We start from the raw sequence: 20307 nt of genomic DNA, 5'->3' as shown, positions 1-20307 counted from the left end.
AGAACTAGAAATGACCTTCGTCGTCACCGACAACTGCATCAAATGCAAATACACCGACTGCGTGGAAGTCTGTCCGGTGGACTGCTTCTACGAAGGCCCGAACTTCCTGGTCATCCACCCGGACGAGTGCATCGACTGCGCACTGTGCGAGCCGGAATGCCCAGCGCAAGCCATCTTCTCGGAAGACGAAGTGCCATCGGGCATGGAGAACTTCATCGAGCTGAACGCCGAACTGGCGGAAATCTGGCCAAACATCACCGAGCGTAAGGACGCCCTGCCCGACGCTGAAGAATGGGATGGCAAGACTGGCAAGATTGCAGACCTGGAGCGCTGATAGCGCCCGGAAACGAAAAAGGCCCATGCGGGCCTTTTTTCATTTTCAGCAGGCAAAAAAAAGGGGCGGTTTGACCCGCCCACATTTTTTCCGTAGTCCCTGATTGTCCCAAACATCGTCCTGATGAAATCGCTTCTTGCGATGTCCTTGGCCTTCTCCCTGAAAGCCTGTGCATGTCCGTGTGCACAGTTCGAATACTAGCGATTTCAGGGGGGCAGACAACCGCAGAACCTCACAGGATATTGCCGTGGACACATTTCCTCGCATCCAAATAAATCATGTTTTTCAATGAGTTAGGATTAAACCGGATCTGAAAACGACAATGATTTACTGATGGTTGCATAGATTGCTTACACAACAAGTAAGCAATCGCTTACACGCAATGTTACTGGGGTGGCGCATTACACAATGCCAGCTGGCAGATACGGTGCAGCAGTGCTGTTGCGCGCATACAAAAACGCCCCGAACTATCGGGGCGTTTTGTGTTTGCGAACAGCGTGTTACTGGAACAACGACTCGCTGGACAGACCGTTCTTCTCGAGGATCTCGCGCAGACGCTTGAGCCCCTCTACCTGGATCTGCCGTACACGCTCACGGGTCAGGCCGATCTCCAGGCCAACATCCTCCAAGGTGCTACTCTCGTGCCCGCGCAGACCAAAGCGACGCACTACCACCTCGCGCTGCTTGTCGGTCAGCTCTCCCAACCACTGATCGATGCTCTGCGACAGGTCGTCATCCTGCAGCAGCTCACACGGGTCGGTCGGGCGGTCATCGGTGAGGGTATCGAGCAGCGTCTTGTCCGAGTCTGGGCCAAGGGAAACGTCCACCGACGAAACCCGCTCATTGAGCCCCAGCATGCGCTTGACCTCAGCGACAGGCTTCTCCAGCAAGGTGGCGATTTCTTCTGGCGAAGGCTCGTGGTCGAGCTTCTGGGTCAGCTCCCGCGCGGCACGCAGGTAAACGTTGAGTTCCTTGACCACATGGATCGGCAGGCGAATGGTGCGGGTCTGGTTCATGATCGCCCGCTCGATGGTCTGGCGAATCCACCAGGTCGCATAGGTCGAGAAACGGAAACCACGCTCCGGGTCGAACTTCTCGACCGCGCGGATCAGCCCCAGGTTGCCTTCCTCGATCAGGTCGAGCAACGACAGGCCGCGATTCACGTAACGACGGGCAATTTTGACAACCAGGCGCAGGTTGCTTTCGATCATGCGCTTGCGGCCGGCGGGGTCGCCTTTTTGCGACAGGCGCGCAAAATGCACTTCCTCCTCCGGCGACAGCAGAGGCGAGAAGCCGATTTCGTTGAGGTACAACTGGGTAGCATCAAGTGCCCGAGTGTAATCGATGTACTTGTGCTGCTTGAGCGAAGAGCCGGACTTGGCCCTGGTCCGAACCGAAGGTACAGCAGGTTCGTCTGACACCACATCCGTTTCCAAAACGATGCCCGTCTCCATTAGGAGGACGTCATCGTCGATGTCAAACTCCGGCGCTTCTTTATTGAGAGCCATTGTTATAGTCCTTTGCTGAGTTCGAACTCAGACTCGAGCGGCACCTGTATCCCTGGCAGCGCTGGAGCCTGTCCCCTCTACATCACAGGAACAGGCCGGGTACAACAATCAACGGCGTGGCAGGAACTGGAGTGGATCGACGGGTTTGCCCTGGCGGCGAATCTCGAAATGCAGCTTCACCCGATCAGTGCCCGTGGACCCCATTTCAGCAATCGACTGCCCAGCCTTGACCTGCTGCCCCTCCCGAACCAAAAGCCTGCGGTTGTGACCGTAGGCACTGACGTAGGTATCGCTGTGCTTGATGATGATCAGCTCGCCGTAGCCCCGCAAGCCACTCCCGGCGTAGACCACTGCACCACCAGACGCAGCAAAAACAGGCTGTCCCAAATCACCGGCGATATCAATGCCTTTATTCAAACTACCGTTTGAAGCAAATTTTCCAATCAGCACGCCGTTGGCCGGCCAGGTCCAGCCCCCTACCGCACGCTCTGCAGCCGGCACGGTAGCCACCACCGGCGCAGGGGTTGTCGGGACCGTGGTTGCCGGCTTGGTGGCACTGGCAGGTGCGCTGCCGGCGCTGCCAACAGGCCGACGGATGACCGTGGTCTTGCTCGAGGACGACGGGCTGGACACCACCGTGGTGCTGCCCGTGGAACCACTGCTGAATCGAATCGGCTGGCCGGGGCGAATGGTATACGGCGCCGGGATGCCGTTACGGGCAGCCAGCTCCTTGTAGTCCCAGCCATAACGGAAGGCGATGGAGAACAGCGTATCGCCCGGCTTGACGATGTATTGCCCGGAGGTCACCGTCGGCCGCTTGGGCGCTGCATTGTTACGGTCGACCACCCGCGCACTCGTCGAGCTGGTGCTGGAGCAACCCGCCAGCAAGGTGCCCATGGCCAGTGCAAGCACCAGAAGCTTGAAACCCGCCCAATCCTTGCGCTGCCGAATGCCTGTGTGCCCCACCCGCGCTCCCCTCATGGTGCCGAATACCGAAATAACGATAAGAAATGCAATATTGTTGCAATTATAACCGAGCCCACCTGCATTAGGTGGGCGGCTGCAAAAGCCCGCTACCGGCAGCGCCATAGCGAATCACCCCGCCAGATAGACAGGGCGATGGCGCAAGAATTCGTCGCTGCCGTAAATATTCCGTGGTTCAGGCCAGCGGGCCATTGAGCAACGGCACGAAGCGCACGGCCCCGAGGACACGCCGGGAGAACCCGTGTTCCTCGCGCACAATCAGCATCAACTGCTGCGCCTCGCCTGCCGGGCCCACCGGAATCACCATGCGCCCGCCTGGCGCCAACTGGTCGAGCAGTGCTTGTGGCACTTCGGGCGCCACTGCGGTGACGATGATGCCATTGTAGGGTGCCAACGCCTGCCAGCCCTCGCAACCATCCCCCCAGCGGAACACCACGTTACGCAGGTTCAGCTCCACCAGGCGCTCCTTGGCGCGATCCTGCAGCACCTTGATGCGCTCCACCGAGAACACCCGCTCGACCAGTTGGGCAAGTATCGCCGTCTGGTAACCCGAGCCAGTGCCGATCTCCAGCACCTTGTCCAGCGGCCCTGCCTCTAGCAGCAGTTCGCTCATGTGCGCCACCATGAACGGCTGCGAGATGGTCTGGTTGTGGCCGATAGGCAGTGCGGTGTCTTCGTAGGCGCGATGCGCCAAGGCCTCGTCGACGAACAGGTGGCGCGGGGTACGGCGGATCGCATCGAGCACCTTGGTGTTCGACACGCCCTCTTCGCACAGGCGCTGTATCAGCCGCTCCCGGGTGCGCTGGGAGGTCATGCCGATACCCCGGCGCAGCATATCGTCCTCGCGCATCAGAGCAGGCCCTCCAGCCAACCGTCGAGCTGTTCGAAAGCATCGTTGAAGGTGCGGTCGAGTTGCAGCGGGGTGATCGATACGTAGCCTTGCATCACCGCGTGGAAGTCCGTGCCAGGGCCACCGTCCTCCGCATCACCAGCCACGGCAATCCAGTAACCTTCCTTGCCGCGCGGGTTGACCACCTTGGTCGGTGCCGCCGCCCGCGCCCGGTGACCGAGGCGGGTGAGCTGGATGCCACGGATATGCTCCAGCGGCAGGTTGGGAATGTTGACGTTGAGCACGGTACGCGGCGGCAACTGCAGGCGCGACTGCGCCTCCACCAGGCGCCGGGCGATGTAGGCTGCGGTGGGCAGGTTGTCGGGCTGGCGCGACAGCAACGAAAACGCCAGCGACGTGTTGCCCAGGAAGCGGCCTTCCAGCGCGGCGGCGACCGTGCCCGAATACAGCACGTCGTCGCCCAGGTTGGCCCCCAGGTTGATCCCCGACACCACCATGTCCGGCGTCTGCGCCAACAGCCCGTTGAGCCCCAGGTGCACGCAGTCGGTCGGCGTGCCGTTGAGGCTGATGAAGCCGTTGGCCAGGGTCTGCGGATGCAGCGGCCGGTCCAGCGTCAGCGAACTGCTGGCGCCGCTCTTGTCTTGATCCGGGGCAATTACCACGCACTCGGCGTAATCCACCAGCGCAGCATGCAGCGCGGCGAGGCCTGGTGCGGTAACACCGTCGTCGTTCGAAATCAGAATACGCATGGGCTGTCCGTCTGCCCTGCCGGCACCAGATCCACGACTTCGCGCACTACTACAGTGGCGAAGCATCCGGCCGGAAGGACGAATTCCAGTTGCAGGATATCAGGCTCCGGATAATGCCACGTCAGGCCGCCAATAGGGAGCCGCAGAATGCGCCGTTCGTGATCCATGCCCGCTTGGGCCAGCCAATGGCAAAGTGCCGGCTGCCGTGCCGCAATTGCCGCTTCCAACTCGCCAGTGGCGCCTGCGGCGGGCGTTTCGCCCTCGCCCCACAACGCACCGGTGGGATGCAGATCGAGAATATCCAGCCGCGGATCTGAACATTCCTGCTCTGTAGCAGGAAAGAAACTACGGCTAGTGGTGAATGCCAGGAGGTCACCGACCTGCGCACGTGCCCAGCTACCGTCTGCAACACGGGCCGCGAGGATCTGGTTGAACAGGTAGCTGCGCCCCGCCGAGAGCAGGCGCGAACGCACGTTGCGCTGCTCGGGCAGGGCTTTGCGTGCGGCCCAGTCGAGCGCGTCGTGGACATTGCCACCAGCATGGCCGAAGCGCTGGCTGCCGAAGTAGTTCGGCACACCGTGCTGCTTGAGCGCTTCCAGGCGCGCGTCCAGCGCCTGATGATCGGCGGCAAGGCCGGTCAGGCGCAGGGTGAAGCCGTTGGCCGAATGCGCGCCACGCTGCAGCTTGCGCTGGTGGCGTACCTGTTTGAGCACGCGCAGGCTGGCATCCTCGGCACGCGACAGGTCGGGGTCGACCTTGCCGGGCAGGTGCAGGCTGAACCACTGGCGGGTCAGGGCCTGGCGGTCCTTGAGCCCGGCATAGCTGATCGAACGGGCCGGTACGCCAGCGGCGCGAGCCAGTCGGCGGGCGGCTTCTTCGGTGTTGAGGTCGCGTTTTTCAACCCACAGCCACAGGTGCTCACCTTGGCCGGACAACGGAATGTCCAGCACCTCGTCGACCTGGAAGTCTTCAGCCACGGCCTTGAGTACCGCAGTCCCCAGGGGTTCGCCCGATGCGCGCGGGCCCAGCAGTTCCAGTTCGGTCATGCTGGCAGCAGCAGGGCCACCGCGTGCACGGCGATACCCTCCTCACGGCCGGTGAAGCCCAGCTTCTCGGTGGTGGTGGCCTTGACGTTGACTTGGTCGAGTTCCACCTGCAGGTCCTCGGCGATCAACTGGCGCATGGTCTCGATGTGCGGCGCCATTTTCGGTGCCTGGGCGACGATGGTGGCGTCGACGTTGCCCACCTTCCAGCCCTTGCCCTGGACGATGCCGACCACATGGCGCAACAAGGCACGGCTGTCGGCGCCCTTGAACTGCGGGTCGGTATCGGGGAAGTGCTTGCCAATGTCACCCAACGCAGCGGCACCGAGCAAGGCATCGCTGAGGGCGTGCAGCAGCACGTCACCGTCGGAGTGGGCCAGAAGGCCATGTTTGTGGGGGATACGGACCCCGCCCAGGGTAATGAAATCACCGTCACAGAAACGGTGCACATCGTAGCCATGGCCAATACGCATAGAAAAACGCCCTGATTGAGTCAGGGCGTGATTCTACCTGCTTTGTGCCGTATTGGGGCTGCGCTTATACCCGCCCCAGTGCCGCCGCGTGATGGCGCAAGTGCGCGTCGATGAAGCTGGCGATGAAGTAGTAGCTGTGGTCATAGCCAGGCTGCAGACGCAGGGTCAGCTCATGCCCACCTTTGCGCGCCGCTTGCTCCAGCGCCTCGGGCTTGAGCTGCTTCTCGAGGAAGTCGTCACGGTCGCCCTGATCCACCAGCAACGGTGGGCAGCTGCCTGCAGGCGTTTCCGCCAGCAGCACACTGGCATCCCACTCGCGCCAGCGTGCACGATCGTCACCCAGGAAGCGGCTGAAGGCCTTTTCGCCCCACGGGCAATCCATCGGGTTGCTGATGGGCGAAAACGCCGATACCGAGCGGTAGCGCCCCGGGTTGCGCAAGGCACACACCAATGCGCCATGCCCCCCCATCGAGTGGCCACTGATGCTGCGCTGGTCGGACGCCGGGAAGTGCGCCTCGATCAGGGCTGGCAGCTCCTCCACCACGTAGTCATGCATGCGGTAATGCTGCGCCCAGGGTTGCTGGGTGGCATTGAGGTAGAAGCCGGCCCCCAGGCCAAAGTCCCACGCGCCGTCGGGGTCGCCGGGCACCTGCTCGCCACGCGGGCTGGTGTCGGGTGCGACGATGATGAGCCCAAGCTCGGCAGCCAGGCGCTGGGCGCCGGCCTTCTGCATGAAGTTCTCGTCGGTGCAGGTCAGGCCGCTGAGCCAGTACAGCACCGGCAGCTTCGCGCCCTGTTCGGCCTGTGGCGGCAGGTACACGGCAAACACCATGTCGCAGCCGAGCACCTTGGAGTGATGACGGTACCGCTTGTGCCAGCCGCCGAAGCTCTTCTGGCAAGAGATGTTGTCCAGGCTCATGGCAGACCTCAGAAGTGGATCACGCTACGGATGCTCTTGCCTTCATGCATCAGGTCGAAGGCCTTGTTGATGTCTTCCAGGCCCATGGTGTGGGTGATGAACGTATCCAGCGGGATCTCGCCCTTCTCGGCCATGTCGACGTAGCTTGGCAGCTCGCTGCGCCCGCGCACGCCACCGAACGCCGAACCGCGCCAGACGCGACCGGTCACCAGTTGGAACGGACGGGTGGCGATTTCCTGGCCGGCACCGGCAACACCGATAATGACCGACTCGCCCCAGCCCTTGTGGCAGCACTCCAGGGCCGCGCGCATCAGTTGCACATTACCGATGCACTCGAAGGAGAAGTCCACGCCGCCGTCGGTGAGGTCGACGATCACTTCCTGGATCGGGCGGTCGTACTCTTTCGGGTTGATGCAGTCGGTGGCACCCAACTGGCGGGCGATTTCGAACTTGGCCGGGTTGATGTCGATGGCGATGATGCGCGAGGCCTTGGCCTTGACTGCGCCAATGATCGCCGACAGGCCGATGCCGCCGAGGCCGAAGATGGCCACGGTATCACCGGGCTTGACCTTGGCGGTATTGAGCACGGCACCGATACCGGTGGTGACGCCGCAACCGAGCAGGCAGACCTTCTCCAGCGGGGCTTCCTTCTGGATCTTGGCCACGGAAATTTCCGGCAGCACGGTGTACTCGGAGAAGGTCGACGTGCCCATGTAGTGGAACAGCTGCTGGCCTTTGTAGGAGAAGCGCGTGGTGCCGTCGGGCATCAGGCCCTTGCCCTGGGTGGCGCGAATGGCTTGGCACAGGTTGGTCTTGCCCGAACGGCAGAATTTGCACTGGCCGCACTCCGGGGTGTAGAGCGGAATGACATGATCGCCCACGGCCACCGAGGTCACGCCCTCGCCCACCGCCTCGACGATCGCGCCACCTTCGTGGCCAAGGATCGAGGGGAAGATCCCTTCCGGGTCAGCACCGGACAGGGTGTAGGCGTCGGTGTGGCAGACACCGCTGGCAACCACGCGCAGCAGCACTTCGCCAGCCTTGGGCATGGCCACGTCCACTTCGACGATTTCCAGGGGTTTCTTGGCTTCGAAGGCTACGGCAGCACGGGACTTGATCATCAAAGGTCTCCAGACAGAAGGTCAGTTCAGTCTCGCAGTGTAATTCATGCTTTTTTGATGAATAATCCAGGCAAAGACAAAACATTATTGCCAAGCAGGGATAATCAATGAGCAGCCGCTGGGAAGGCATCGACGAATTCGTTGCGGTGGCCGAGTCTGGCCAGTTCACCGCCGCAGCTGAGCGCCTGGGTGTGTCGTCCTCGCATATCAGCCGTCAGATCGCGCGGCTGGAGGAGCGCCTGCAGACGCGCCTGCTGTACCGCAGCACCCGGCGCGTCACCTTGAGCGAAGCCGGGCAGACGTTCCTGCAGCACTGCCAACGCCTGCAGGATGGCCGTGAAGAAGCCCTGCGCGCGATGGGCGACCTGGCCAGCGAGCCCAAGGGCTTGCTGCGCATGACCTGTGCAGTGGCCTATGGCGAGCGCTTCATCGTGCCACTGGTGACGCGCTTCATGGCGCAGTACCCGCAACTGCGGGTTGAAGTGGAACTGAGCAACCGCACGCTGGACCTACTGCATGAAGGCATGGACCTGGCCATTCGCCTTGGCCGGCTGGCCGACTCCAGGCTGGTTGCCGCCCGCCTGGCACCGCGGCGCATGTTCCTGTGCGCCTCGCCGGCTTACCTGGAGCGCTACGGTCGGCCGCACAGCCTGTCGGAACTGGCCCGGCACAACTGCCTGATTGGCAGTTCGGACCTGTGGGCGCTGCTGCAGGACGGCCGCGAGATCAGCCAGCGGGTGCAGGGCAACTGGCGCTGCAACAGCGGGCAAGCCGTGCTGGACGCGGCTTTGCTGGGGATGGGCCTGTGCCAGTTGCCGGACTATTACGTGCTGGAGCACCTCAACAGTGGTGCGCTGGTATCCCTGCTGGAGGCGCATCAACCACCGAATACGGCAGTGTGGGCGCTGTACCCACAGCAACGGCATCTGTCGCCGAAGGTTCGGCGGTTGGTGGATTACCTGAAAGAAGGGCTGGCGGGGTTGCCGGAGTATCGACTGGGCTGACTTCAGCGCCGCCCAGCCCAGCGCTGGCGCAACCACTCCAAATCTTCCGGCCGGGTCACCTTGATGTTGTCGCTGCGGCCCTCGACCAGCCGCGGCGCCTGGCCGGACCATTCGATGGCTGACGCCTCGTCAGTGACCACCACATCGGAAACCAGGCACTCGGCCAGCGCTCGGTGCAAGGCGCCGAGGCGGAACATCTGCGGTGTATAGGCCTGCCAGATGGTGCTGCGGTCTACGGTGGCCGTGACCCGGCCCGTAGCATCGGCACGCTTCAATGTATCGCGCGCCGGTACTGCCAACAGGCCGCCAACAGGGTCATTGGCCAACGCTGACAACAGTTTGTCCAGGTCGGTACGCGCAAGGTTCGGTCGCGCAGCATCGTGCACCAGTACCCAGTCGTTGTCCGAAGCCCCTTGCGCATGCAGCAGCAGCAAGGCGTTGAGCACCGAGTCGGCGCGCTCGCGGCCACCCGCCGCGCGCTGGATGCGCGGGTCGCTGGCGCAGCGCAGGCCAGGCCAGTACGGGTCATCTTCGGCAATGCTGACCACCATGCCCTTGAGCGTGGGGTGGCCAAGAAAACAGTCGAGGCTATGCTCGAGAATAGTCTGCCCGGCCAGCTCCAGGTACTGCTTGGGGCGGTCGGCAGCCATGCGGGCACCAACGCCCGCAGCAGGAATCACGGCCCAGAAGGCCGGTAATGTATCAGTCATTTTTGCGGCAACTGGAAGAGGGTTTCGCCCTCTTTGACCATCCCCAATTCATGACGAGCCCGTTCTTCCACGGTCTCCATACCTTTCTTCAACTCCAGGACTTCTGCGTCAAGCACGCGGTTACGTTCAAGCAGACGCTCGTTTTCGGCATGCTGCTCGGCGATCTGCTGCTTGAGCTCGGTCACTTGCGCCAGGCTGCCGTTGCCCACCCAAAGGCGGTACTGCAGGCCACCCAACAGCAGAAGCAGAACGAGGAACAACCAATAGGGACTGCGCATCAAGGTATCCAGGTTAAAAAGACCGCCGCGTACTGTTCACTTCGGGGCCTCGAATAGCACGAAGCCTGGCCGAGGCCAGGCTTCGTCGACAGAAACCCGTTGGAAGTGTAGGAACATTCAGTACGAATGTTCCTACAGCTCCGGCTGCTGTCTTTTTACCATCTCTTGCTTAACCGCGAAACTCGGTACGACCACGGTAAACCGCCTTGGCACCCAGTTGCTCTTCGATGCGCAGCAGTTGGTTGTACTTCGAAACGCGGTCGGAACGGCACAGCGAACCGGTCTTGATCTGGCCAGCAGCAGTACCCACGGCCAGGTCGGCGATGGTCGAGTCTTCGGTTTCACCGGAACGGTGCGAGATCACCGCGGTGTAGCCGGCAGCCTTGGCCATCTGGATGGCTTCCAGGGTTTCGGTCAGCGAACCGATCTGGTTGAACTTGATCAGGATCGAGTTACCGATGCCCTTTTCGATGCCTTCCTTGAGGATCTTGGTGTTGGTCACGAACAGGTCGTCACCGACCAGTTGCACCTTCTCGCCGATCTTGTCGGTGAGGATCTTCCAGCCAGCCCAGTCGGACTCGTCCAGGCCGTCTTCGATCGAGATGATCGGGAAGCGCTCGGTCAGGCCTTTCAGGTAGTCGGCAAAGCCTTCGGCGTCGAACGACTTGCCTTCGCCGGACAGGTTGTACTTGCCGTCTTCGTAGAATTCGGAAGCCGCGCAGTCCAGGGCCAGGGTCACGTCGGTGCCCAGCTTGTAGCCTGCTTTTTCCACGGCTTCAGCGATGGCGGCCAGGGCGTCTTCGTTGGAAGCCAGGTTCGGCGCGAAGCCGCCTTCGTCACCAACGGCAGTGTTCAGGCCGCGAGCCTTCAGTACCGCCTTGAGGTGATGGAAGATTTCGGTGCCCATGCGCAGGCCGTCGGAGAAGGTCTTGGCGCCAACCGGCTGCACCATGAACTCCTGGATATCGACGTTGTTGTCGGCGTGCTCGCCGCCGTTGATGATGTTCATCATCGGAACCGGCATCGAGTACTGGCCCGGGGTGCCGTTCAGGTTGGCGATGTGCGCGTACAGCGGCAGGTCCTGGTCCTGGGCAGCGGCCTTGGCGGCAGCCAGGGAAACAGCCAGGATGGCGTTGGCGCCCAGCTTGGCTTTGTTCTCGGTACCGTCCAGGTCGATCATGGCGCGGTCCAGAGCCTTCTGGTCGGAAGGGTCCTTGCCCAGCAGCAGGTCGCGGATCGGGCCGTTGATGTTGGCGACGGCCTTCAGCACGCCCTTGCCCAGGTAACGGCTCTTGTCGCCATCACGCAGCTCCAGCGCTTCGCGCGAGCCGGTGGAAGCACCGGACGGCGCGCAAGCGCTACCGATGATGCCGTTGTCGAGCAGTACATCGGCTTCCACGGTGGGGTTGCCACGCGAATCGAGAACTTCACGACCTTTGATGTCGACGATTTTTGCCATTGTTGTAAGCACTCCAGAATTGACGAAAACAACGCAGCTTAGGAAATCCTTGCACTTCACCAGGCGGGGTATGCAGCAGGCAGGCCTGATAAAAGCACTCCCTGACCAAACGGTCAGGGAGAGAACGGGCGGTACTTTACCCGAGAAATGAGCTTTACGCGGTTTCTACCGTCGGAAAACTTTTCACCAGGTCGTCCAATTGCTTGAGCTGGGCCAGGAACGGCTCCAGCTTGTCCAGGCGCAGGGCGCATGGACCATCGCACTTGGCGTTGTCCGGATCGGGGTGGGCCTCGAGGAACAGACCAGCCAGACCCTGGCTCATGCCGGCCTTGGCCAGGTCGGTGACCTGCGCGCGGCGGCCACCGGCAGAGTCCGAGCGGCCGCCCGGCATTTGCAGGGCGTGGGTCACATCGAAGAATACCGGGTACTCGAACTGCTTCATGACGCCGAAGCCGAGCATGTCCACTACCAGGTTGTTGTAGCCGAAGCTCGAACCCCGCTCGCAGAGGATCAACTGATCGTTACCGGCCTCTTCGCACTTGGCCAGGATGTGTTTCATCTCCTGGGGTGCGAGGAACTGGGCCTTCTTGATGTTGATCACCGCGCCGGTCTTGGCCATGGCCACCACCAGGTCGGTTTGGCGCGACAGGAAGGCCGGCAACTGGATGATGTCGCAGACCTTGGCCACCGGCTCGGCCTGGTAGGGCTCGTGCACGTCGGTGATTACCGGCACGTTGAAGGTGCGTTTGATCTCTTCGAAGATCTTCAGCCCCTCTTCCATGCCCGGGCCACGGTAGGACGCCACAGACGAACGGTTGGCCTTGTCGAAGCTGGCCTTGAACACGTACGGAATACCGAGCTTCTCGGTCACCCGCACGTACTCTTCGCAGACCTTCAGGGCCAGGTCACGGGACTCCAGAACGTTCATGCCGCCGAACAGGACGAACGGCTTGTCGTTGGCGATCTCGATGTTACCGACGCGAATGATCTTCTGGGTCATTGATCAGGCCTTGTTCTTCTGAGCCAGGGCTGCCTTGACGAAGCCACTGAACAGCGGGTGGCCGTCACGCGGGGTCGAGGTGAACTCCGGGTGGAACTGGCAGGCGACGAACCATGGGTGGTCCTTGGACTCGACCACTTCCACCAGCGCGCCGTCTTCGGAACGACCGGAGACCACCAGGCCGGCGTCGAGCAGCTGTGGCAGCAGGTTGTTGTTCACTTCGTAGCGGTGACGGTGACGCTCGGTAATCACGTCCTTGCCGTAGCAGTCGTGAACCTTGGAACCCGAGACGATCTGGCAATCCTGTGCGCCCAGGCGCATGGTGCCGCCCAGGTCGGACGCTTCGGTGCGGGTCTCGACGGCACCGGTGGCATCGGCCCACTCGGTGATCAGGCCGACGACCGGGTGGCCGCTGTTGCGGTCGAACTCGGTGGAGTTGGCGTCTTTCCAGCCCATCACGTTACGGGCGAACTCGATCACGGCAACCTGCATGCCCAGGCAGATACCCAGGTACGGCACCTTGTTCTCACGGGCGTATTGCACCGCAGTGATCTTGCCTTCGACGCCGCGCAGGCCGAAACCGCCCGGTACCAGGATGGCATCGGCGCCTTCGAGCAGGCTGGTGCCCTGGTTCTCGATGTCTTCGGAGTCGATGTAGCGCAGGTTGACCTTGGTGCGATTGGTGATGCCGGCGTGGCTCATCGCTTCGATCAGCGACTTGTACGCATCCAGCAGCTCCATGTACTTGCCGACCATGGCGATGGTCACTTCGTGCTCTGGGTTGAGCTTGGCGTCGACCACTTTGTCCCACTCGGACAGGTCGGCGCTGTTGCACTGCAGGCCGAAGCGCTCGGTGACGAAATCATCCAGGCCCTGAGCATGCAGGATGCCCGGGATCTTGTAGATGGTATCGGCGTCTTCCAGCGCAATCACCGCACGCTCTTCAACGTTGGTGAACTGGGCGATCTTGCGACGCGACGAGCTGTCGATCGGGTGATCGGAGCGGCATACCAGCACGTCAGGCTGCAGGCCGATTGAGCGCAGCTCCTTGACCGAGTGCTGGGTAGGCTTGGTCTTGGTCTCGCCAGCAGTGGCGATGTACGGAACCAGCGTCAGGTGCATCAGCATCGCGCGCTTGGCGCCGACTTCGAAACGCAACTGGCGGATGGCCTCGAGGAACGGCTGCGACTCGATGTCGCCGACGGTACCGCCGATTTCCACCAGGGCCACGTCGGCATCGCCGGCACCCTTGATGATGCGACGCTTGATCTCGTCGGTGATGTGCGGGATGACCTGGATGGTCGCGCCCAGGTAGTCACCACGACGCTCTTTGCGCAGCACGTGCTCGTAGATGCGGCCAGTGGTGAAGTTGTTGTTCTGGGTCATGGTCGTGCGGATGAACCGCTCGTAGTGGCCCAGGTCAAGGTCAGTCTCGGCGCCATCATGGGTGACGAAGACTTCACCGTGCTGGAACGGACTCATGGTGCCAGGATCGACGTTGATGTACGGATCCAGCTTGAGCATGGTGACCTTGAGCCCCCGCGCTTCCAGGATGGCCGCCAGGGAAGCCGAGGCAATGCCTTTCCCCAATGAAGAAACAACACCGCCCGTGACGAATATGTAGCGCGTCATGAAAAACCCTAGAAGTCTGCGTTAAGGCGGCCAGCGCCGCCGGAGAAAGCGAAGGAAGGCCGAAGCCCCCGATCACCTGCGTCAATCACAGTGCATCTCGAAAAACTGCCGCGTCTGTACAAACCAGGGTATCCCCGGCATGGAGCTCGCTCGTCATTTCCAGAATCAGCCCAGCAAAAAACTGCGTGGTAATCGGCAACTGCTGTGTTTTCGAGGAACGCACAGAAGTTGTATCAAGAAGGGAGGGTAGTCTACCGGAATGTACCCTTCAGCTCAAACCTTGCGCGTTCGTCGGAGACAGCCAATGCAGCTGGCAATCCGCCTGACCGAGTTCGGGCAGATTGGCCACTGCCAGCAAGCGCTCGCCCTGATAGAGCAACGGCAGGCGCGCACGCACGAAATACGGCACCTGCAGCGCGTTGAGCAAACGCTTCAGGTCGCGCCGGCCGCGCCCTGCAAGTTCAAGCACTTCACCGCCCTGGCGATAGCGGATGCACAGCCCGGCCAGGGGCAGGGGCGCGGTCAACCGCACACTGCCGTTGCCTGGCAATGTCAGCACCTCAGAGGGCTCGGGCCAGGCGAACTCGCCTTGCGGTGCCTGCAACCAGTCACCGCTCAACCACCAGATACGGCCGTTGCTGCGCAGCAACCGGCCGTCGGCCAGGCGCCAGACCGGCTGGGCGTCGGCTGCGGCATCACGCAGATCGGCCCAGCCAGCCCAGTGACGCGCGTCGGGCAACCGGGTGCGAATGCTGAGCCAGTATTGCAGGGCATTGCGCTGACGAGCGGGCGTCAGCGCCGTGAGCACTGCAAGGTCGAGGGAATCCAGCCGCGCCCAGGGCGCAGCAGCGCCCTCCCCGGCCTTGGCCAGATCGGCCTGGGCCACTTCATCCAGCAGCCCCAGCGCTTCACCCAGGTGCTCGGCGCAACGGGCCAGGTTCTGGCTAGCCTGCGGCCAACGCTGCTGCAGCACGGGGAACACTTTGCCGCGCAAATAGTTGCGGGCAAAGGCGGTGTCGCTGTTAGAGGGGTCTTCAATCCAGCTTAACCCCTGGATTTGGGCATACGCCTGCAACTGTTGGCGCGCAATCCCGAGCAATGGCCTGGCCAGGGTGCCCTGCCCCAGCGCCCGCTGGGCCGGCATCGCGGCCAAACCGCGCAGGCCGCTGCCGCGCAACAGACGAAAGAGCAAGGTTTCTGCCTGGTCTTCGCGATGTTGCCCGGTGAATAGCACTTCACCGGGGCCGAGCCGTTGCTTGAATGCCGCGTAACGGGCATCGCGGGCAGCCTGCTCGAGGCTGGCACCGGGCGCGACCTGGACGTGTATCACGCTGAGCGGGATGCCTAGCGTGGCGCAGACATGCGTGCAGTGCGCAGGCCAGGCGTCAGCCGCAGGCTGTAGGCCATGATGGATATGGATGGCGTGCAGAGGAGGCGCTGGGTGAGTACGGGCGTAATCGGCCAGCAGGTGCAGGAGGACGGTGGAGTCGAGGCCGCCGGAGAAAGCGATGTGCCAGGCGGGGGCTTGAAGCCAGGGGGTGAGGTTGAGCATGAGGGCCTCACACGGCTTGGAATCGCTGGGGCCGCAAAGCGGCCCCAGTGATGCATCAGAGGCCGTAGCTCATCAGACGCTCGTAGCGACGGGCCAACAGCGCGTCATTATCGAGCTTGCCAAGCATGTCCAACTGCTGCACCAGGTCGGCACGAATGCTTTCCGCCATCTGCGCCGGGTCACGGTGGGCGCCGCCCAGCGGCTCCTGAATCACCTTGTCGACGATGTTCAGGCTCTTCAGGCGCTCGGCCGTGATGCCCATGGCCTCGGCGGCATCGGCAGCCTTGTCGGCGGTCTTCCACAGGATCGAAGCGCAACCTTCTGGCGAGATCACCGAGTAGGTGGAGTACTGCAGCATGTTCAGCTGATCGCACACACCAATGGCCAGCGCACCGCCAGAACCACCCTCACCGATCACGGTGGCGATGATTGGCGTCTTCAGGCGCGCCATGACGCGCAGGTTCCAGGCGATCGCTTCGCTCTGGTTGCGCTCTTCGGCGTCGATGCCCGGGTAGGCGCCCGGTGTGTCGATGAAGGTCAGGATCGGCATCTTGAAGCGCTCGGCCATTTCCATCAGGCGGCACGCCTTGCGGTAGCCCTCTGGGCGTGGCATGCCGAAGTTGCGGCGCACTTTCTCACGCACTTCACGGCCCTTCTGGTGGCCGATGACCATCACCGCCTGGCCATCCAGGCGCGCGGTACCGCCCACGATCGCGGCGTCGTCGGAGAAGTGGCGGTCACCGTGCAGCTCTTCGAATTCGGTGAAGATGTGCTGCAGGTAGTCCAGGGTGTATGGACGACGCGGGTGACGGGCCAGGCGGGCGATCTGCCAGCTGGTCAGGTTGCCGAAGATGCTTTCGGTCAGGGTATTGCTCTTGTCTTGCAGACGGGCAATTTCATCGCTGATGTTCAGCGAGTTGTCGTTACCCACCAGGCGCAGCCCTTCGATCTTGGCTTGCAGGTCGGCAATCGGCTGTTCGAAATCGAGGAAATTCGGGTTCATAGGCATCCGTCTTGGGTCTACGGCCAGGCGGCCGGCCGGTTGATCCGTTTGGCGCCCTACCTTAAGGGATCGGGCGCATTCAGGTCGAGATTAAAATTCGTCGATTCAACGATATTGCAGGAAGACGTTCTCACGCCCGAACTGGTCACGCAGCGCCTGAATCAGGCCGTCCGCCGGGTCGATCGACCATTCATCGGCGAACTGCAGCATGGCCTTGGCGTCACTGCCGGTGTACTCCAGGGTGATCGGGCAGCCGCCGCGGTGCCGGGTGATCAGCTCACCCAGCCAGTTCAGGCGGTCGCCCTTGAGCGCGTCATGGGCGACTTTCAGGCGCAGGCTTTCGGCCAGACGCGTGCGGGCATCTTCCATGGTCATCACCTGCTTGACCCGCAGGCGCAGGCCACCGGAGAAGTCATCGTTGCTGACCTCGCCTTCGACCACGACCATGGCATCGTTCTGCAACAGTGACTGGGCAGCCATGAAGGAGTCGGCAAACAGCGACGCCTCGATACGCCCAGAGCGGTCATCAAGCGTGACGAAACCCATCTTGTCACCCTTCTTGTTCTTCATTACCCGCAGGGCAATGATCATGCCGGCGATCGTCTGCGACTCACGGGACGGCTTCAGGTCGATGATGCGCTGGCGGGCGAAACGGCGTATCTCGCTTTCGTACTCATCAATCGGGTGGCCGGTGAGGTACAGGCCAAGCGTGTCCTTCTCGCCTTTGAGGCGCTCTTTGAGGGTGAGTTCGCGGACCTTGCGGTGGTTGGCATAGACGTCCGAATCGGCCTCCACGAACAACCCGCCGAACAGGTCGACATGGCCACTGTCGGCGGTACGTGCGGTCTGCTCGGCAGACTTGACCGCCTCTTCCAGCGCCGCCAGCAAGGTTGCGCGGTTGCGGTCGATGTTGGCCTGGTAGGCCTTGATTTCGTCATGGAAGTACGGGCCGAGGCGGTCCAGTGCACCACTGCGGATCAGCGCATCGAGGGTGCGCTTGTTGACGCGCTTGAGGTCCACGCGCTCACAGAAATCGAACAGGTCCTTGAACGGCCCGCCCTGCGCACGCACTTCGACGATGGCTTCGACCGGCCCCTCGCCCACACCCTTGATCGCGCCCAGGCCATAGACGATACGGCCATCGTCGTTGACGGTGAACTTGAAGTCGGAGGTGTTCACATCGGGCGCGTCGAGGCGCAGCTTCATGCTGCGCACTTCCTCGATCAGCACCACCACCTTGTCGGTGTTGTGCATATCCGCCGACAACACCGCCGCCATGAACGGCGCCGGGTAGTGGGTCTTGAGCCAGGCGGTCTGGTACGACACCAGGCCATAGGCGGCAGAGTGAGATTTGTTGAAACCGTAACCGGCGAACTTCTCTACCAGGTCGAAGATGTTACCTGCCAGGTCACCATCAATGCCGTTATTGGCGCAACCTTCGATGAAACCGCCGCGCTGCTTGGCCATTTCCTCGGGCTTTTTCTTACCCATGGCACGACGCAGCATGTCGGCACCGCCCAGGGTATAGCCGGCCATGACCTGGGCAATCTGCATCACTTGTTCTTGATACAGGATGATGCCGTAGGTCGGCGCCAGTACCGGCTGCAGGCCGTCATACTGGTAATCCGGGTGCGGGTAGGCCAGCTCGGCGCGGCCGTGCTTGCGGTTGATGAAGTCGTCCACCATGCCCGACTGCAGCGGGCCCGGGCGGAACAGCGCCACCAGTGCGATAAGGTCTTCCAGGCAGTCCGGCTTGAGCTTCTTGATCAGCTCCTTCATGCCGCGCGATTCGAGCTGGAACACCGCCGTGGTCTCGGCTTTTTGCAGCAGCTCGTAGGTCTTGCGGTCATCCAGCGGAATGAAGTCGATGTTCAGGTCCGGCAGGTCCTGCTTGGCCTGCTCACGGTTGATCGTCTCCATCGCCCACTTGATGATGGTCAGTGTGCGCAGGCCGAGGAAGTCGAACTTGACCAGCCCGGCGGCCTCGACATCGTCCTTGTCGAACTGGGTCACCAGGCCGCCGCCTTCTTCGTCACAGGCGATCGGCGAGAAGTCGGTGAGTTTGGTCGGGGCGATTACCACGCCACCGGCGTGTTTGCCGGTGCCACGGGTGACGCCCTCGAGCTTGAGGGCCATGTCCCAGATCTCGCGGGCATCTTCGTCGCCCTTGAGGAAGTCACGCAGGATTTCTTCCTGCTCGTAGGCCTTCTCCAGGGTCATGCCGACTTCGAAGGGGATCATCTTCGACAGGCGGTCGGCCAGGCCGTAGGACTTGCCCTGCACCCGCGCCACGTCGCGCACCACCGCCTTGGCGGCCATGGTACCGAAGGTGATGATCTGGCTGACCGCGTTACGCCCGTAGGCATCAGCCACATATTCAATGACCCGGTCGCGGCCATCCATGCAGAAGTCGACGTCGAAGTCGGGCATGGATACACGTTCAGGGTTGAGGAAGCGCTCGAACAGCAGGTCGTAGGCCAGCGGGTCGAGGTCGGTGATCTTCAGCACGTAGGCGACCAGCGAACCGGCACCCGAACCCCGGCCCGGGCCCACCGGCACACCGTTGTTCTTGGCCCACTTGATGAAGTCCATAACGATCAGGAAGTAGCCCGGGAAGCCCATCTGGATGATGATATCCAGCTCGAACTTCAGGCGGTCCAGGTAGACCTGGCGCTTTTCTTCATAGTCTGGCGTGGTCTCCTTGGGCCAGAGCACCGCCAGGCGCTCCTCCAGGCCTTCATGGGAGACATGGCGCAGATAATCGTCGATGCCCATGCCGTTGGGCGTGGGGAAGTCGGGCAGGAAGTGCTTGCCCAACTGCACCTGGATGTTGCAACGCTTGGCGATTTCGACGGTGTTGGCGATGGCGTCGGGCAGGTCGCTGAACAGCTCGGCCATTTCGTCCGAGCTCTTGAGGTACTGCTGGTCGCTGTAGTTACGCGGGCGACGCGGGTCGTCCAGGGTCCAGCCCTCACCGATGCAGACACGGGTTTCGTGGGCATCGTAGTCGGCCTGCTTGATAAAGCGCACATCGTTGGTCGCCACCAGCGGTGCGCCAACCTTGTCGGCCAGAGCCACGGCGGCGTGCACGTATTCTTCGTCGCGCGCGCGGTTGGTGCGCTGCACTTCGACGTAGAAGCGCTCGGGGAACATGCCCAGCCAATCGCGCAGCAGCGCTTCGGCCTCTTCAACCCTGCCACCCAGCAGCGCCGCGCCGATGTCACCTTCCTTGCCGGCGGACAAGGCGATCAGGCCCTCGCTGGCGGGGGCGATCCATTCACGCTGCAGAATCACCAGGCCATTGCGCTGGCCTTCGACCCAGCCCCGCGAAATCAGCTCGGTGAGGTTGCGGTAGCCCGTCGGGTTCATCGCCAGGAAGCAGATGCGCGACAACGGTGCTTCCGGGTCGGCCCCGGCCAGCCACAGGTCGGCACCACAGATCGGCTTGATCCCAGCGCCCATGGCGGTCTTGTAGAACTTCACCAGCGAGCACATGTTGCTCTGGTCGGTGATCGCCACCGCCGGCATGTTCATCCCCGCCAGCGCCTTGGCCAGCGGTTTGATCCGCACCAGACCGTCAACCAGCGAGAATTCGGAGTGCACGCGAAGGTGAACGAAGGGAACCGACATGGATGATCCTGTAGCAGAACGACAAGGGCGGGATTGTAGCGTAAAAGCGAGGGTATTT

Annotated in this window: 18 protein-coding genes; 2 read left to right on the top strand and 16 right to left on the bottom strand. The window is 62.3% G+C overall.

Translation table 11 applies throughout. The annotated features are described in order from the left end of the window. Positions 1–10 precede the first annotated feature (10 nt). A complete protein-coding gene (fdxA, locus tag HU766_RS06025) occupies positions 11–334 on the top strand; it encodes a ferredoxin FdxA (RefSeq protein WP_027595821.1) in 324 nt (107 codons plus the stop codon). 500 nt (positions 335–834) lie between these two features. Here fdxA and rpoS read toward each other — a convergent pair whose 3' ends face one another. The 8 genes from rpoS to HU766_RS05985 all read right to left on the bottom strand — a co-directional run bounded on the left by rpoS (position 835) and on the right by HU766_RS05985 (position 7981). Further along, entirely contained in the window at positions 835–1842 is a 1008-nt protein-coding gene (rpoS, locus tag HU766_RS06020) for an RNA polymerase sigma factor RpoS (RefSeq protein ID WP_033700853.1), read from the bottom strand. A gap of 108 nt (positions 1843–1950) precedes the next feature. Beyond that, on the bottom strand, positions 1951–2808 hold the full coding sequence (locus HU766_RS06015; protein WP_186654510.1) for a peptidoglycan DD-metalloendopeptidase family protein: 858 nt from the start codon (positions 2806–2808) through the stop codon (positions 1951–1953). A gap of 193 nt (positions 2809–3001) precedes the next feature. Then, entirely contained in the window at positions 3002–3640 is a 639-nt protein-coding gene (locus HU766_RS06010; RefSeq protein WP_186654682.1) for a protein-L-isoaspartate(D-aspartate) O-methyltransferase, read from the bottom strand. Between the two features lie 35 nt (positions 3641–3675). Then, positions 3676–4425 (bottom strand): 5'/3'-nucleotidase SurE, encoded by a 750-nt coding sequence (gene surE, locus HU766_RS06005; protein ID WP_033700856.1) that lies wholly within the window; start codon positions 4423–4425, stop codon positions 3676–3678. Next, the gene (truD, locus tag HU766_RS06000) at positions 4413–5471 is read right to left on the bottom strand and encodes a tRNA pseudouridine(13) synthase TruD (RefSeq protein ID WP_186654507.1); all 1059 of its coding nucleotides are present in this window, start codon (positions 5469–5471) and stop codon (positions 4413–4415) included. The genes surE and truD overlap by 13 nt, the downstream gene beginning before the upstream one ends. After that, positions 5468–5941 (bottom strand): 2-C-methyl-D-erythritol 2,4-cyclodiphosphate synthase, encoded by a 474-nt coding sequence (gene ispF / locus HU766_RS05995; protein ID WP_033700858.1) that lies wholly within the window; start codon positions 5939–5941, stop codon positions 5468–5470. The genes truD and ispF overlap by 4 nt, the downstream gene beginning before the upstream one ends. A 64-nt stretch (positions 5942–6005) precedes the next feature. Then, a complete protein-coding gene (fghA, locus tag HU766_RS05990; protein WP_186654505.1) occupies positions 6006–6860 on the bottom strand; it encodes an S-formylglutathione hydrolase in 855 nt (284 codons plus the stop codon). A gap of 8 nt (positions 6861–6868) precedes the next feature. Further along, positions 6869–7981, bottom strand: a complete 1113-nt coding sequence (locus HU766_RS05985; RefSeq protein ID WP_033700860.1) for an S-(hydroxymethyl)glutathione dehydrogenase/class III alcohol dehydrogenase — start codon at positions 7979–7981, stop codon at positions 6869–6871. Between the two features lie 107 nt (positions 7982–8088). On the opposite strand from HU766_RS05985, the gene HU766_RS05980 reads away from it, so the two are divergent. After that, positions 8089–8985 carry a LysR substrate-binding domain-containing protein gene (locus tag HU766_RS05980; RefSeq protein WP_186654503.1) on the top strand — a complete coding sequence of 299 codons (897 nt, stop codon included), beginning with the start codon at positions 8089–8091 and terminating at the stop codon, positions 8983–8985. A 2-nt stretch (positions 8986–8987) separates the two neighbouring features. Here HU766_RS05980 and ispD read toward each other — a convergent pair whose 3' ends face one another. The 8 genes from ispD to dnaE all read right to left on the bottom strand — a co-directional run bounded on the left by ispD (position 8988) and on the right by dnaE (position 20249). Further along, complete coding sequence (ispD, locus tag HU766_RS05975; protein ID WP_186654500.1) at positions 8988–9695, bottom strand: 2-C-methyl-D-erythritol 4-phosphate cytidylyltransferase; 708 nt, start codon at positions 9693–9695, stop codon at positions 8988–8990. Next, positions 9692–9973, bottom strand: coding sequence for a cell division protein FtsB (gene ftsB / locus HU766_RS05970; protein WP_004375443.1), 282 nt, complete (start codon positions 9971–9973; stop codon positions 9692–9694). Before ftsB ends, ispD begins: the two co-directional genes overlap by 4 nt. A gap of 169 nt (positions 9974–10142) precedes the next feature. Next, positions 10143–11432: a phosphopyruvate hydratase gene (gene eno / locus HU766_RS05965; protein ID WP_033700863.1), complete on the bottom strand. Its 1290-nt coding sequence runs from the start codon at positions 11430–11432 to the stop codon at positions 10143–10145. A gap of 154 nt (positions 11433–11586) precedes the next feature. After that, on the bottom strand, positions 11587–12432 hold the full coding sequence (gene kdsA, locus HU766_RS05960; protein WP_033700864.1) for a 3-deoxy-8-phosphooctulonate synthase: 846 nt from the start codon (positions 12430–12432) through the stop codon (positions 11587–11589). A 3-nt stretch (positions 12433–12435) separates the two neighbouring features. Further along, positions 12436–14064 (bottom strand): CTP synthase, encoded by a 1629-nt coding sequence (locus HU766_RS05955; protein WP_033700866.1) that lies wholly within the window; start codon positions 14062–14064, stop codon positions 12436–12438. Between the two features lie 268 nt (positions 14065–14332). After that, positions 14333–15616 (bottom strand): tRNA lysidine(34) synthetase TilS, encoded by a 1284-nt coding sequence (gene tilS / locus HU766_RS05950; RefSeq protein WP_186654498.1) that lies wholly within the window; start codon positions 15614–15616, stop codon positions 14333–14335. A 55-nt stretch (positions 15617–15671) separates the two neighbouring features. Beyond that, the gene (locus HU766_RS05945) at positions 15672–16619 is read right to left on the bottom strand and encodes an acetyl-CoA carboxylase carboxyltransferase subunit alpha (RefSeq protein WP_033700869.1); all 948 of its coding nucleotides are present in this window, start codon (positions 16617–16619) and stop codon (positions 15672–15674) included. A gap of 105 nt (positions 16620–16724) precedes the next feature. After that, positions 16725–20249 carry a DNA polymerase III subunit alpha gene (dnaE, locus tag HU766_RS05940; RefSeq protein ID WP_186654489.1) on the bottom strand — a complete coding sequence of 1175 codons (3525 nt, stop codon included), beginning with the start codon at positions 20247–20249 and terminating at the stop codon, positions 16725–16727. Between the last annotated feature and the right edge of the window lie 58 nt (positions 20250–20307).

This window comes from Pseudomonas sp. SWRI77, from assembly GCF_014269105.1.
GTDB classification, from domain to species: Bacteria; Pseudomonadota; Gammaproteobacteria; order Pseudomonadales; family Pseudomonadaceae; genus Aquipseudomonas; species Aquipseudomonas capeferrum.
Note: the sequence above shows the minus strand (reverse complement) of the source record. Positions and strands in the feature narration are given on the sequence as shown.

What these genes read in the sequence shown, in the direction of transcription:
- tilS (WP_186654498.1), bottom strand. Translation starts at nt 15,616, where the DNA reads ATGCTCAACCTCACCCCCTGGCTTCAAGCCCCCGCCTGGCACATCGCT.
- surE (WP_033700856.1), bottom strand. Translation starts at nt 4,425, where the DNA reads ATGCGTATTCTGATTTCGAACGACGACGGTGTTACCGCACCAGGCCTC.
- rpoS (WP_033700853.1), bottom strand. Translation starts at nt 1,842, where the DNA reads ATGGCTCTCAATAAAGAAGCGCCGGAGTTTGACATCGACGATGACGTC.
- truD (WP_186654507.1), bottom strand. Translation starts at nt 5,471, where the DNA reads ATGACCGAACTGGAACTGCTGGGCCCGCGCGCATCGGGCGAACCCCTG.
- eno (WP_033700863.1), bottom strand. Translation starts at nt 11,432, where the DNA reads ATGGCAAAAATCGTCGACATCAAAGGTCGTGAAGTTCTCGATTCGCGT.
- HU766_RS05985 (WP_033700860.1), bottom strand. Translation starts at nt 7,981, where the DNA reads ATGATCAAGTCCCGTGCTGCCGTAGCCTTCGAAGCCAAGAAACCCCTG.
- kdsA (WP_033700864.1), bottom strand. Translation starts at nt 12,432, where the DNA reads ATGACCCAGAAGATCATTCGCGTCGGTAACATCGAGATCGCCAACGAC.
- HU766_RS06010 (WP_186654682.1), bottom strand. Translation starts at nt 3,640, where the DNA reads ATGACCTCCCAGCGCACCCGGGAGCGGCTGATACAGCGCCTGTGCGAA.
- ispD (WP_186654500.1), bottom strand. Translation starts at nt 9,695, where the DNA reads ATGACTGATACATTACCGGCCTTCTGGGCCGTGATTCCTGCTGCGGGC.
- ispF (WP_033700858.1), bottom strand. Translation starts at nt 5,941, where the DNA reads ATGCGTATTGGCCATGGCTACGATGTGCACCGTTTCTGTGACGGTGAT.
- HU766_RS05955 (WP_033700866.1), bottom strand. Translation starts at nt 14,064, where the DNA reads ATGACGCGCTACATATTCGTCACGGGCGGTGTTGTTTCTTCATTGGGG.
- dnaE (WP_186654489.1), bottom strand. Translation starts at nt 20,249, where the DNA reads ATGTCGGTTCCCTTCGTTCACCTTCGCGTGCACTCCGAATTCTCGCTG.
- HU766_RS05980 (WP_186654503.1), top strand. Translation starts at nt 8,089, where the DNA reads ATGAGCAGCCGCTGGGAAGGCATCGACGAATTCGTTGCGGTGGCCGAG.
- fdxA (WP_027595821.1), top strand. Translation starts at nt 11, where the DNA reads ATGACCTTCGTCGTCACCGACAACTGCATCAAATGCAAATACACCGAC.
- ftsB (WP_004375443.1), bottom strand. Translation starts at nt 9,973, where the DNA reads ATGCGCAGTCCCTATTGGTTGTTCCTCGTTCTGCTTCTGCTGTTGGGT.
- HU766_RS05945 (WP_033700869.1), bottom strand. Translation starts at nt 16,619, where the DNA reads ATGAACCCGAATTTCCTCGATTTCGAACAGCCGATTGCCGACCTGCAA.
- fghA (WP_186654505.1), bottom strand. Translation starts at nt 6,860, where the DNA reads ATGAGCCTGGACAACATCTCTTGCCAGAAGAGCTTCGGCGGCTGGCAC.